The organism is Rhodobacter sp. 4.3.4 (assembly GCF_058724655.1).
In genome coordinates this window covers 1,674,701-1,688,055 of record NZ_CM178967.1, presented here as the reverse complement: position 1 = coordinate 1,688,055, position 13,355 = coordinate 1,674,701, and the positions used below count along the sequence as shown (strand labels likewise).

Here is a 13,355-nt window from a genome sequence, read left to right as displayed (position 1 = left end):
GAGGAAAGGGGGGCGATGTCCCGGCCTGCCCCCGGCATCGGGAAAATTCCCGCGAGCGCCCGGTAAAGCGGCAGCATTGCTGTCGTTTTGCAACCGAAACGTGCAGTTTCAGACCGGCAGATCGCGGGGCGGATTCTCCAGCAGCGCCCGCAGTTTCGCAATCGCCCGCATCAGCCGGTCCTCGGGCACGCCCCCCGCCAGCGCGAAGCGCACCGCATTGGGCGCATGGCCATCGGCCAGCACATATTCATCGGCCGAGCGCACCAGCACCCCCTCCGCCTCGGCGATGCGGGCGAAGGTCGAGGCCCGCCAGCCCGCCGGCAGCCGCAGCCAGACAAAGCTCAGCCCCGGCTGCCAGGCGATGTCGTGATCCTCCATCGCCTGCACCACCATCTGCAGACGGCGGCTCATCACCTCCTGCGCGGCCTGGCGCAGCCGCATCGCCTCGCCGCTGCTGAACAGCCGGGTGATGATGTCGGTCACCGGCCGCGGCAGGCCGAAGAAACTGTGCTGCGCCGTCAGCCGCCCGGCCTCGCCCATGCCCTCGGGGGCGATGACGATACCAAAGCGCATCCCCGCCGAGATCGTCTTCGACAGCGAGGTCACATGCCAGGTCCGTTCCGGCGCGATCACCCGGATCGCCTCCAGCCCCGAGACCGGCGCGGTGTAGCAATCGTCCTCGATGATCTGCAGATCATGCCTGCGCGCCACCTCGGCGATGGCCTGGCGGCGCCGGTTCGACATCCGCGCCGTGGTCGGGTTCTGCGCATCGGGCGTCACACAGACCACCTGCCCGCCATAGCGCCGACAGGCGGCATCCAGCGCCTCGGGGATCATCCCCTCGTCATCAAGCTTGACCGGCACCACCTCGGCCCGGCTCAGCCGCGCGGCATGGCGAAAACCGGGATAGGCCAGCTCCTCGCACAGCACCACCGGCCGGTCACCGCGCAGGCAGCATTGCAGCACGATCGAGATGCCATTCTGCCCGCCATGCGTCAGCACCAGGTCATCGGCGCCGATCTGCCCATGCAGCGAGCAATGCGAAAACCACTCCAGCGCCGCCTCGCGGCAATAGCGGTCGCGGCGCAGACCGGGATATTCCAGATAATGCTCGCCCAGTTCGGTCGCAGCATCGGCCATCGCCTGCGACAGCGCCACCGATTGTCCGACATCGGGCAATTGCGGCGAGCGCAGGTCGATCACCCCATCCGCCGCCGGGTCCGAGAGCGGCTGTTGATACAGCGATTCGGTCGGCCCCAGACGGCGCGATTGTGTCGATACAAACGTGCCACGCCCCACCGCCGCCTCCAGCAGCCCCTCCTGCGTGGCGATCTGATAGGCACGGGCAACAGTTCCGGGCGTAACCCCCAGTTTCCACGCCAGATCGCGCACGGTCGGCAAGCGCGATCCGGGCGAAAGATCGCCCCGCCGCACGCCTTCGCGCAGCGCCCGCACCAGCGCCAGATATTTCGGGCCGGATTGCACCGGCAAGTCGGGCTTCCAACTTGTATCAGTCACAATGTTTCCCTCGCGCCGCTTGTGCGGGAATTGTAATCTCTTTTTAGCAGCAAATATAGAATTGTATCAATACAGAAAAGGTGCCTCATGCTCAGCCTCACCCACCCCGTCCCGTCGCTGTCGCGTCGTTCCGCGCCGTCGTCGCTTGCGGTCGTGCTGGGCGTGGTTGCCCGTTGGCGCGATGACCGCCGCGCCCGGTTGGCGCTGGCCCGCCTTGACGATCACCTTTTGCGCGACATTGGCCTTGCGCCCCGCGGCGCGGTGAAACCGCTGCCGCCGCAGTATTCGGCCTTCTGATCCCGAGCGCCGCAGTCCCCTGTCGGCCTCTTCCTGAGGCCGGGTGCATCGCATCCGGCCCTTTTTCCATTCAGGCGGCGTTGCGGCGCATCAGCACCCGCACCTCATGCGGCTCCAGCGCGCGCCGCGCCGCCGTCCAGCGCCCGCGCGGCAGCGTCTTCTCGAGATCGGGGAAAATCGCCGCCAATTCCGCACGTTGCGGCGCATCCAGATGGGCAAGCGTCGGCTCAACGGGCTGAAAGCTCTCGGTCCAGGCGCCATCGGCCCGGATGATCTCATGTGCGTCGAACATCAGATAGAGATAGGTGACCTCGGCGCAGCGGTGCCGCGTGATGCCGGGCTGGCCCAGCATATGCGCCGCCGCCGCCAGCACTTCGGCCTCGCCAAACAGCAGCTCTGCCCGCGCCCCTGACATCAGCATCCGCTGCTGCCCGCTCACCAGCATGTCGGTCTCGGGCAGGCCCTCGCCCAGGGCGCCCGCGGCGATCCGCACCGGCTGCAACTGCGGCGCCGCCGCCAGATCTGCCGCCCCCAGCCGCCGCCGCCCGATCCAGCGGATCGGCCGATAGCCATTGTCGCGCGTCAACACCCGCGCGCCCGGCCGCAGCTTTTCCACCGCCACCTGACCGCGCTTGGTCTCGATCAGCGTGCCGGAGGTGAAACAGGGCAGATTGCGAAAGACTTCAACGTTTTCGATCATGGGAAGGGGGGGCGTCGCGCCACTCCGCCAGAGGACGGCGCCCGGCCCGTCGCTGTCGGCCCAGCTCTCCAGGCCCATCGCCGCAAGGAGCGTATCAGCCACAGCCGTTCGGGTCAGGGTATCGTGCTGGTCAGTGCCGGTGATCGCCATTGGGTCTTGCCTGCCCGGATCGGGGTTTCCGCAACGATGGGTCAGCACAATGGCAGATCAGGGCCGCAAAAGCGGCAAAGCCGGTGCGCTATGATGGCGGGAAAACGGCAGCGCCTCAGGCCGCCGAGCCGATCTCGGCAAAGGGACGCACCGCGGCGGGTCCGGGAGGACCCGATGCGGCCGACAGCTCCGGCAGGACCCGGGTCACCGCGTCGCGGCTGTCGCTTTCCAGCGCCGCCAGGCTGGTCTCGGTCGGCAGGAAGCTTTCCGACCAGGCGCCATCGGCCAGAACCAGCTCGTGACGGGCGAACAGCACTTGCCAATAGTCGACCCCGGCGGCGGCGTGACGGGTGATGCCGTCAAGCCCGACCAGATCGCGCGCCATCGTCAGCGATTCGCCGCTTTCGCCCCTGCCCGGCAGACAGGTCAGGAAACGGTGGTTCGGCGACACCAGCATGTCGCGTTCGGGCAGGCCCTGCCCCAGCGCCCCGGCGGCGATTCGCACCGGGCGCAGCAGCGGATTGAGTCCGAGCGCCTGCCAGCCGAAGCGACGACGCCCGACCCAGAGCAATTCCTGCATGCCGTTGTCGCGGGTGATCACCCGCGCCCCCGGCTGCAGCGCCGAAACCGGCAGCAGCCCCTGCGCCGTGGCGATCAGGCTTGTGGCGGTGAAACAGGGCACCGCCGCGGTGACCTGCGCGATCTCTTGTGCGAACAACTGCAGGCCCGCGGCATCGCGGCCTTCGACCCGGCCGCCCAGACCGTCATAGCCGTCGAACTGAAAACGGACCTCGGCCATGGCGCCGGTGTTGCCCCACGGCCCGGGGGGACTGCCGAGGAACGCCGCCCCCTGCGTGAAATTGCCCGTCGCTATCATGCCGCGCATCCTGACCCGGAACCACCGGGGACACCCGAGGCCCCGGCTTTCCGGCATCTTCCGGCCTGCGCCTTTCCAACGGGTTAAAAATCCCGAAATTGTCACAACTTGTCGGAACTTTCCCGGTCCTGCCTGATCGCGCTCCGACAGCAGAACGCCCGGGGGAGGCCCCGGGCGCCGCAGTCGTTTCGATCAAAGCCGGGGCTCAGCGATGCCGAAGCAGCGCCGCCTCGTGCTTTTTCAGGATCTTGCGCGCCGCGCCATAGCCCGCAATTCCGTCGCGGCTGCGCAGCTCGGGGAACAGCTCGAGGATCTCGGCGCGTTGCGCATTGCCCAGCCCCTGCAGCGACTGATCCCCGGGCTGGAAGCTTTCGGTCCAGGCGCCGTTGCCCAGAACCACCTCGTGCCGGTCGAACATGAAGTGGATGTAGCTGGTGCCCAGCGTCTCCACCGGCTTCACGCCGCGGTTGTCGATCAGATGCTTGGCTGCCACCAGCACCTCATGCTCCTCGAAGTAAAGCGCCGTGCGTTCGTTCGCCACCAGCATCCGGTGATTGGGCGACACCAGCATGTCGCGTTCCGGCAGACCGTTGCCCAGACTGCCCGCCCGGATCAGCACCGGCTTCAGATGCGGCGTCGCCATAAGCTGCGCCCGGGTCAGATCGGTGCGGCCGATCCAGCGGATTTCCTGAATGCCGTTGTCGCGGGTCAGGATCTTGTCGCCTTCGCGCAGCTCTTCGACCAGCCGCTCGCCCTTCGGCGTCGCGATCAGCGTGCCGGGGGTGAAGCAGGGCGGGATCACCTTCTCGATGTTGCGGAAGGTCAGCGAGCCGGTGACATTGCCGTGATCGTCAAGGAAGGTGACGGTGCCGTTTTCCGGGTTCGTCGGATCGTAGTTGATCCGCAGCGGCCCCGCCGTCGTCAGATCCAGCGTGTCGAAGTCGTCGCCGCCCTCGTTGCCGTCGATGACATCATGGTTGCCGCCATCGCGGTTGACCACCACGAACACGTCGCGGTCATCGCCACCCGAAAGCGTGTCGACCCCCTCGCCGCCAATCAGCGTGTCGTTGCCCGCCCCGCCTTCCAGCAGATCCTGGCCCAGACCGCCCGAGAGGCTGTCATTGCCCGCATCGCCATAAAGCCGGTCATCGCCATCGTCACCGGTGATCGTGTCATCGCCCGCGCCGCCGCGGATCGTATCCTGCCCGGCCCCGCCCGCAGCCAGATCGTTGCCGTCCCCGCCCAGGATCGAATCGTCGCCCTCGCCGCCGATCAGCGTGTCATCGCCCGCCCCGCCATCCAGCGTGTCCGAGGAAGCGCCGCCATCAAGGCTGTCGTTGCCCTCGCCGCCCGAGAGCGTGTCATTGCCCTCGCCGCCCAAAAGCGTGTCATGGCCCGCACCACCGTCAAGGCTGTCCGAGGAATTGCCGCCATCCAGGCTGTCATTGCCGTCCCCGCCCGAGAGCGTGTCATTGCCCTCGCCGCCCAGAAGCGTGTCATGGCCCGCGCCGCCAGCAAGGCTGTCCGAGGAATTGCCGCCATCCAGGCTGTCGTCGCCGTCCCCGCCCGAGAGCGTGTCATTGCCTTCGCCGCCCAAAAGCGTGTCATTGCCCGCGCCGCCATCAAGGCTGTCCGCGGAATTGCCGCCGTCAAGGCTGTCATCGCCCGCGCCGCCCAGCAGCGTGTCATTGCCATCGCCGCCGAAGATCGTGTCCTTGCCGTCGCCGCCCAGCACCGAGTCATTGCCCAGGCCCGCCTCGACCAGATCATCCCCGGTGCCCGCGTCCACGGTATCGTTGCCAAGCCCCGAACGGATCGTGTCATTGCCCGCCCCGGCCACAACGCGGTCATCCTGCGAACCGTCGCCCGGGATGATCGCATCATTGTGGTCGATCCGGTCGCCGTCGGGATCGCCGGTGTAGTCATAGTCGATCAGATCGGCGCCGTCCGTGCCCCTGACGATGCCATCGCGGTCGCAGATGATCTTTTCGATATTGGTGAAGGTCAGCGTGCCGATGACTGCGCCATGGTCATCGAGGAACTGCACCGTGCCGTTTTCGCGGTTGTTCGGGTCATAAAGGATATTCGTCCGGCCCGCCCCGGTCAGATCCAGCGTGTCGTAATCGTCGCCGCCCTCGTTGCCGTCGATCACGTCGCCCGCGCCCGCCGCCGCGGTGGCGATGCGGATGGTGTCGCGGTCATCACCGCCCGAGATCTGGTCCGCCCCGTCGCCGCCGGTCAGGCTGTCATTGCCGGTGCCGCCGAAGATCGTGTCCTCGTCGATGCCGCCGTCGATCGTGTCATTGCCGGCATCGCCGTAAAGCAGGTCGTCGTCATCCTCGCCATAGATGACATCATTGCCGTCGCCGCCACGGATCGTGTCCATGCCGTTGTTTTGCACCAGATCGGTGGCGTCGGGGATGTTGATGACGTCGGGCACGGTCGGGCCAAGGCCGCCATAGATGACATCATTGCCCGCGCCGCCCTCGACCAGGTCCGAGCCCTCGCCCGAGGTGATCGTGTCGTCGCCCTCGCCGCCCAGAACGGTGTCGGCATCGACGCCCGCGTCGATCACGTCATTGCCGCTGCCGCCGTCGATGCTGTCGGCGTCGTCGCCGGTCAGGATCGTGTCATGGCCCGCCCCGCCCAGCACGGTGTCGCGGTCGTCGTTCGGGTCGGTGTCGCGCGGCAGATAACCCGGATAGCCCAGATCCGACAGCGCCTGATCATTGCGGGTGTTGATATAGTCGTTGCCGTCGCCGCCTTCGGCCCGGTCCGAGCCGAGGCCGGTGGTGATGCTGTCATCGCCCGCCCCGCCCTGCGCGGTGTCATTGCCCCCTCCGCCTTCCAGCGTGTCGTTGCCAAGCCCGCCGATCAGCAGATCGTCGCCCTTGCCGCCCACCGCCAGATCACTGTCGTCGCCGCCATCCAGCGTGTCATTGCCGTCGCCGCCGCGCAGCGTGTCGGTGCCGCCCTCGCCCAAAAGGCTGTCGTCGCCCTCGCCGCCATCGACCGAGTCATTGCCGGTGCCTGCGGTGACGGTGTCTTTGCCAAGCCCCGCCAGCACGGTATCATTGCCCGCCCCGGCGCGGATGCGGTCGTCATTCGGCCCGTCCCCCGGCAGGATCGCGTCATTGCCGTCAACCCGGTCGCCCTGCGGATCGCCGGTGTAGCCGGTGTCGATCAGATCATTGCCCGCCGTGCCGTCCACGTAGCCGTCGCGCGGATCGGCGCCGACGGTGACGGTAACCGTTGCGGTATCGGTGCCGCCCTGGCCGTCCGAGACGGTGTAGGTGATCGTGGCCGCGCCGGAAAAACCGGTGGCCGGGGTGAAGGTGATGGTGCCGTCGGCATTCACCTTGACGGTGCCGTTCGGGCTTGACGCGCCGGTCACCGTCAGCTTGTCGCCGTCGATGTCGGTGTCATTGGCCAGAACCGGCACGGTGACTGCGGTCTGGAACTTCGTCGCCACGCTGTCGTTCACCGCATCGGGCGCGTCATTCACCGGGGTCACGGTGACATTCACCGTCGCGGTATCGGTCAGCCCGCCCGGATCGCGCACCGTATAGGTGATGGTGTCGGGGCCGTTGTAATTTGCATTGGGCACATAGGTCAGCGTGCCGTCGGCATTGACCGTCACCTTGCCATGCAGCGCGGTGGCGCCGGTCACCGTCAGCTTGTCGCCATCGGGGTCGGTGTCATTGGCGAGAACGGTGATCGTCTTCGTGCCGTCCTCGGCCACGGTGGCGCTGTCGTTCACCGCATCGGGGCGGTGGTTGACCTTGTCGCCGGTGATATTCTCGATCTCGGTGAAATTCAGCGACCCGGTCACCTTGCCGTCGGCATCGAGGAATTCCACGGTGCCGTTGTAGCCGTTGCCGTTGCTGTCGGCGGTCCGGTTCACCACGCGCCAGTCGCCCTGACCGCGGATGTCGAGCGTGTCGTAATCGTCGCCGCCCGCGCCGCCGTCGATCGTGTCGCCCGCGCCGCCCTGGATCACGTCGCGGCCATCGCCCGCCGAGATCCGGTCATTGCCCGCGCCGCCGCTGATGACATCATTGCCGCCCTGACCGAGGATCGTGTCATCGCCCTCGCCGCCCGAGAGCGTGTCATCGCCCGCCTCGCCCGCGCCTTGCACCGGAACGCTCGTGCAGGTCATGTCGGTCACGGTGATCCCCTGATCCGAGGGACCGCCGTTCTTGTAGTCGATCTCGATCCGCGCCACGACGCCATCGATATGCACCAGCACCGAGCCGCTGGCCGAGGTGGGCGAGAGCGACCCGCCAGTATCCAGATCACGGCCGAAGACGGTACCGTTCGACACCGTCTGCGCACCTTCCGGCGTGTAGGTGACGTTCAGCAGATTGCCCTGCGCGTCATAGGCGCGGACGGTGACGATGTCCTGATGGAAGTCACCGCTCGGGCCGATATCGATATCGTTGATGCGGAAGCTGACATCGGTCACCGCCGAGGCGTAATCAGCATTGCTCGAGGTGAAATTCAGCGCCGTGGTCGAGGTGTTGCCCTGGCCGCCATTGCCATAAAGTTGCAGCCCGCCCGCGCCGTTCAGCCCGTCGCCCGCCTCGACATATTGCGCCGCATTGGTCGAGGTCGCGGTGCCGCCCCAGGTCTGGTCGGTGAAGCCGAAGGTCACCCGCACGCCGCCCATGTCATAGGACGAGCCGTTGACGATAGCGCCGTTATTCTGGCCGAATTTCTGCCAGTCCATCGTCAGATCGACGGCGGCGGCGCCTTTGTCCAGATCGCCGTCGCCCTCGATATAGTCGTTGCCCGTGCCGCCCTCGATGCTGTCGTCGTCGGCACCGCCGTAAAGGCTGTCATCCCCGCCCAGGCCGCGGATCGTGTCATTGCCGCCCATGCCGCGGAAGACGTTGGTATAGGTGTCCGCGGGCGAGGTGCCCTGATGGTCGAAGCCGACAAGGCTGTCGTTGAAACCGGAGCCAATCACCCCATCGACGCCCGAGCCAAGGGAATCGCCCGTGGCATCGCCGCCCGAAAGCGCCCCGGTGCCAAGGTTGACATTCACCGCCGCGCCCGACTTCGAATAGTCGATGACATCAAGCCCGGTGTCGCCGTGGAAGGTGTCGTTGCCCGCACCGCCGACAAAGGTGTCGTTGCCGTTGCCGCCATAAAGCAGGTCATTGTCGGCGCCGCCGTCTATCAGATCGTTGCCGTCCTCGCCATGGACGGTATCGGCCGCCGCGCCCGACCGGATCGTGTCATTGCCCGCCCCCGCAAGAACGCTGTCGGCATGGCCGCCGCGATAGTCGTTGGCGTCGATCCTGTCGCCCTCGGGGTCGCCGGTGTAGCCCGCGTCGATCAGATCGGCGCCCGCGGTGCCGTCGACGATGCCGTCAAGCTTCGGATAGGTCGCAAGCGAGGCATAGGGCACCGAGGGGCAGTTGTTGGTGCAGGCGAGGACCGTATAGGCGACCCCCTTCTGCAGCGGCGCCGAGGAGACGAGGCCGACCATGCGATTGTCGGCCATTTCAACGGCATAAACGGTGATGTAGCCCGAGGGATCAGTACAGCCGGGGGGGCAGACGGTATAGGCATATTCGGGGGCGATGCGGCCCGAGGCGGGGCCATAGCCCGCGCCGGCGAGGGTCTCGTAGGAATTCAGCGTCTGGTCGGGGTCGCTGTCGACGCCATAGACGTAGCCGCCGTCATCGTCGTCATCGTCATCGTCGCCACCGACGCCGTAGTAGCTGTCCGCGTCGTTGAAATAGGCGTCATTGTCGCGCACGGTGATCTCGTTGACCGTCGCGGCGGGGCTGATGGTGAAGGTCGCGCCTCTGGCATAGGGCAGCCCGGCGCTGTTGGGCGCGAAAAGGTCGGATCGCGAAGAGGTGATCTGCGACAGGTCCCACGCGAAAATCGTGCGGTCGCTGAAAGTATAGGTCATGGCAGCCTCTCCTTGGCCCGATTGGCGAAGACAATGCCCCGCAAACCTTTATATTTTGGCCCTGCCCCGTGCAGCGCCCGTCACGCGTCCAGATGGACAGCACAGCTGTCAGGACGCGACATTTTCGCGCGGCCAGGTCAGAGCGGAGGAAACACGGCAGCCGCCAAAGCGGTACTTCTGCCTTGAACACCTTGCCGTCGCTTCGGGATGACAGATCATCCCGGTCACGGCAGCATAACCCCAACCATCCCGAGCATCCGAAGATGTCGAACGTCCCCGGCCACCCCTCGGCCGATGCCCACCATGGGCCCTTATGTGATAGCAAGAGGCCGGGCCGCGGGGAACGGAAATCTGCCACATTCCGGCGCTGACTTTCCCCGCTCACCCCGTAATTGTCCGCCCGCCGCGGTGATTTGGCACCTCTGCCGCAGCGATTGTTTCCGCGACCCTGGACCGGGGACCCCGAAAAGCAGAAAAAAGGCTAAAATTTATTGCGTTTGCGATCCATTAACCTTGCCCCGCAAGGTGGGTTCCGGGGCATCGGCGCGGCGCCCCCGATCCGGCGTTTCCAGATCGTCGACAATCTGGCACTGCGCGCGTTTCCGATATGGCACCATTCTTCGGCAGCCGCCGGAACAATCGCCGCCGCCGCATTGTTCTTTCATTGCGATCAAAGCGCAGGAAACCGCCTGTTTGTTCGCCAATGCACTGCCGATGTGACGAATCACATTTTATGCATTGCGACGAAGGGCCGCGAACCGAATCACCCCTCCGGGCTGCTGCGCCCGGCCGGCTGGCCTTTGCCTCCGGCTTGCGGGCCGCTATAGTGAAGGCGCTTCACATTCAAAGGGCGGCGCATGGGCAAGGATCACGACACCGCGGAGGGGACCGGGCCCGGGGATGCGGCCAGAGCGGGCAGCGGCTTTCCCGACCTGCCCTTCGTTGGCGAAATCACCCGGTTCCTGCATCATGACGCCCCCGAAAGCCTGCGCCGGGCGATCGAGACGGCGCAACCCGACGAGATCGTCTCGACCTCTTTCCCCTATCGCACGGCGCTGGCGAAAAAGACCTATGAGGCGCAGATGCGGTCGCTGCAGGTCGAGCTGGTGAAGATGAGCTGGGGGCTGAAACAGGACGGGCGGCGGCTGGTGGTGCTGTTCGAGGGGCGCGACGCCGCGGGCAAGGGCGGCACGATCGAGCGGATGCGCGAAAACCTGAACCCGCGCCAGGCCAGCATCGTCGCCCTGCCCACGCCGACCGAGCGCGAACAGGGCCAGTGGTATTTCCAGCGTTACGTGGAACGGCTGCCTGCGGCGGGGGAAATCGCGCTGTTCGACCGGTCGTGGTACAATCGCGGCGTGGTCGAGCATGTCTTCGGCTTTTGCACCCCCGAACAGCGCAATCATTTCTTTGCCCAGCTGCCCGGCTTCGAGAAGATGCTGGTCGATGAGGGGATCGTGCTGGTCAAGCTCTGGCTGTCGGTGGACCGGGCCGAGCAGCTCAAGCGCTTCCTTGAGCGCGAGCAGGATCCGCTCAAGCAATGGAAGCTCAGCTGGATCGATGTCGAGGGTCTGCGCAAATGGGACGCCTATACGGGTGCCATCGCGGAAACGCTGCGCCGGTCGGACACGGCGGCGGCGCCCTGGACGGTGATCCGCGCCGATGACAAGCATCGCGCCCGCCTCGCCGCGATCCAGACCGTGCTGGGCGCGCTCGATTATCCGGGCAAGGACCGGGCGGCGATCGGCACGCCCGATCCGCTGATCTGCGGGGGCATCGATCACATCGATGGCTAAGGCGGGATACCATCACGGCAACCTCCGCCAAGCCCTGGTCGAGGCGGCGCTGGCGCTGATTGCGGCGCGCGGCGCGCAGGGCTTCACCCTGTCGGAAGCCGCCAAGGAGGCGGGCGTCACCCCCGCCGCCGTCTATCGCCATTTTGCCGGGCGCGAGGATCTGATCGCCGAATGCGCGCGCCAGGGCTATGCGATCTTCGCCGATCTGATGGAGCATGCCTGGAACGGCGGCAAGCCGACGGCGCTCTCGGCCTTTGGCGCGACGGGGCGGGCCTATCTCGCCTTCGCACAGAAATTTCCCGGCCATTACATGGCGATGTTCGAAAGCGGGCTGAGCCCCAACCGCTCGCCGGAGCTGGCGGCGGGGATGGAACGGGCCGAGGCGGTGGCGCTGAAGGCGACGCAGGCGCTCTCGGCCCATATCCCCGAGGGACGCCGCCCGCCGCCGTCGATGGTGGCGGCGCATGTGCGCGCGCTTTCGCATGGTGTCGTCGAGCTTTACGCCCGCGCCGCCCCCGGCACGCAATCGCCCTTCTCGCCCGAGGATCTGCTGGAAAGCGGCATCGGCGTCTATCTGCGCGGCCTTGGCCTGATCGCCCCCGACAGTTAGAAGACCGAGGCGAAAGCCCAAAGGCCGAAGCCCGCCATCGTCAGGCTGGAGACCCGCGCCGTCCAGAGCGCGAAGGCGGGCGGCAGGCGGTGATGGAGCGCCGCAACCAGGCCCGACAGGAACGCCCACCAGCCGATCGAGCCGAGAAACACGCCCAGAACTAGCGCCACGATCGCCGGCCCCGATCCGCTCTGCGCCAGCCCCAGCCCGGCGAAGATCGCCGCGAACAAAAGGATCGTCGGCGGGTTGGTGATCGTCAGCCCATAGGTGACAAGGGTGGTGCGCCACAGGCCGCGCGCCTCGGGGATCTTCGCCGCCACGGCCTCGCCCCCCTGCCCGCGCGGCCAGCCGTTCCAGGCGAGCCCCATCAGGAACGCCCCGCCGATCAGGCCCAGCGGCACCGCGATACGCTCGACCAGATCCTGGAAGACGGCAAAGCCGAGGGCGGCGCCGGTGGCAAAGGTCAGATCGGCCAAGGCCGTGCCCAGCCCCCCCGCGACGCCCGCCCAGAACCCGCACGCCAGCGTGCGCTGGATGCACAGCGCCCCCATCGGCCCGATCGGCGCGGCAATCGCCAGCCCGATGAACAGCCCCTTTCCGAACAGCACCAGCGCGTCCATTCTATCTCCTGTAGCGAAAGGGCGGCTCGACCACGGTCGAGAGCGCCAGCATGGTTTCGGTCCGCGCGATCCAGCCCGCCCGTTTCAGCGCGGCCAGAAAATCCTCGACCGCGCCCAGCGAGGCGACGCGGATCTGCACCAGATAGGACCAGCCGCCGGTGACATGATGACAGGCGGTGACGGCGGTGTTTTCGGCGATGGCGGCGCGAAAGGCGGCCTCGTCGATGCCCTCGGCCAGCGCGATCCAGACGAAGGCGGCGACGGGCAGGCCGACCGCCTCGGGATCGACATCGGCGCGGAGGCCGCGCAAGACGCCACGGTCGAGCAACCGCCGCAGCCGGTCATTGACCGCCGAGGACGAAAGCCCCACCCGCGCGCCCAGCTGCGCCATCGACTGGCGCGCATCCTCGCCCAGCAGCGCGCAGATGTTTCTGTCTGTCTCGTCCATGATGCCGATTTGTCCGCCTGTTTGGCCATTGTGCCGGATGTTCAACGAAATGACGCAGATTTCAACGGACAATCTGCGGTCGTCGGAGATCATCCGCCGCGGCGGGGGTTTTGGCATGCCCCCGCCGGATGGGATCCGGTTTACGCCCGCGGGTCTGCGGCGGGGATTTCCGGTCCGCAGGACAGGCCGAAAAGGACCGGATGAAAAAGTTTGTCCGGGGATGAAAAAACCGGTTGCAGCCCTCCGAGGCTGACGTTAAACACCCGCCTCACGACGACCCCTGAGACGGAGAGGTGGCAGAGTGGTCGATTGCGGCGGTCTCGAAAACCGTTGACCCTGCAAGGGGTCCGAGGGTTCGAATCCCTCCCTCTCCGCCACTTACCCTTGATATGATTGAAAAATTTGCCGCTCTT

Annotated in this window: 10 protein-coding genes and 1 tRNA gene; 4 read left to right on the top strand and 7 right to left on the bottom strand. The window is 66.7% G+C overall.

What is annotated here, in order from left to right:
* Positions 1-108: 108 nt before the first annotated feature.
* A complete protein-coding gene (locus tag AC4PTB_RS08180; protein ID WP_492192516.1) occupies positions 109-1,518 on the bottom strand; it encodes an aminotransferase-like domain-containing protein in 1,410 nt (469 codons plus the stop codon).
* A gap of 87 nt (positions 1,519-1,605) precedes the next feature.
* Between AC4PTB_RS08180 and AC4PTB_RS08175 the strand changes: the two genes are divergently transcribed.
* The gene (locus AC4PTB_RS08175; RefSeq protein ID WP_492192515.1) at positions 1,606-1,815 is read left to right on the top strand and encodes a YjiS-like domain-containing protein; all 210 of its coding nucleotides are present in this window, start codon (positions 1,606-1,608) and stop codon (positions 1,813-1,815) included.
* A 70-nt stretch (positions 1,816-1,885) separates the two neighbouring features.
* On the opposite strand, the gene AC4PTB_RS08170 is transcribed toward AC4PTB_RS08175, so the two are convergent.
* The 4 genes from AC4PTB_RS08170 to AC4PTB_RS08155 all read right to left on the bottom strand — a co-directional run bounded on the left by AC4PTB_RS08170 (position 1,886) and on the right by AC4PTB_RS08155 (position 10,196).
* Entirely contained in the window at positions 1,886-2,617 is a 732-nt protein-coding gene (locus AC4PTB_RS08170; RefSeq protein WP_492192514.1) for a Hint domain-containing protein, read from the bottom strand.
* A gap of 163 nt (positions 2,618-2,780) precedes the next feature.
* Positions 2,781-3,542 (bottom strand): Hint domain-containing protein, encoded by a 762-nt coding sequence (locus AC4PTB_RS08165; protein ID WP_492192513.1) that lies wholly within the window; start codon positions 3,540-3,542, stop codon positions 2,781-2,783.
* 205 nt (positions 3,543-3,747) lie between these two features.
* The gene (locus tag AC4PTB_RS08160; protein ID WP_492192512.1) at positions 3,748-9,468 is read right to left on the bottom strand and encodes a Hint domain-containing protein; all 5,721 of its coding nucleotides are present in this window, start codon (positions 9,466-9,468) and stop codon (positions 3,748-3,750) included.
* A 488-nt stretch (positions 9,469-9,956) separates the two neighbouring features.
* Complete coding sequence (locus tag AC4PTB_RS08155; protein WP_492192511.1) at positions 9,957-10,196, bottom strand: hypothetical protein; 240 nt, start codon at positions 10,194-10,196, stop codon at positions 9,957-9,959.
* 129 nt (positions 10,197-10,325) lie between these two features.
* Between AC4PTB_RS08155 and ppk2 the strand changes: the two genes are divergently transcribed.
* Positions 10,326-11,264, top strand: a complete 939-nt coding sequence (gene ppk2 / locus AC4PTB_RS08150) for a polyphosphate kinase 2 (protein WP_492192510.1) — start codon at positions 10,326-10,328, stop codon at positions 11,262-11,264.
* Entirely contained in the window at positions 11,257-11,874 is a 618-nt protein-coding gene (locus tag AC4PTB_RS08145) for a TetR/AcrR family transcriptional regulator (RefSeq protein ID WP_492192509.1), read from the top strand. The genes ppk2 and AC4PTB_RS08145 overlap by 8 nt, the downstream gene beginning before the upstream one ends.
* Here AC4PTB_RS08145 and AC4PTB_RS08140 read toward each other — a convergent pair.
* Both AC4PTB_RS08140 and AC4PTB_RS08135 read right to left on the bottom strand, forming a co-directional pair.
* Positions 11,871-12,494 carry a LysE family translocator gene (locus AC4PTB_RS08140; RefSeq protein ID WP_492192508.1) on the bottom strand — a complete coding sequence of 208 codons (624 nt, stop codon included), beginning with the start codon at positions 12,492-12,494 and terminating at the stop codon, positions 11,871-11,873. The genes AC4PTB_RS08145 and AC4PTB_RS08140 overlap by 4 nt on opposite strands.
* 1 nt (position 12,495) lies before the next feature.
* Positions 12,496-12,942 (bottom strand): Lrp/AsnC family transcriptional regulator, encoded by a 447-nt coding sequence (locus tag AC4PTB_RS08135; RefSeq protein WP_492192507.1) that lies wholly within the window; start codon positions 12,940-12,942, stop codon positions 12,496-12,498.
* Positions 12,943-13,229: 287 nt separating this feature from the next.
* Here AC4PTB_RS08135 and AC4PTB_RS08130 point away from each other — a divergent pair.
* Positions 13,230-13,319: transfer RNA gene (locus tag AC4PTB_RS08130), tRNA-Ser, on the top strand.
* The last annotated feature ends 36 nt before the right edge of the window (positions 13,320-13,355 follow it).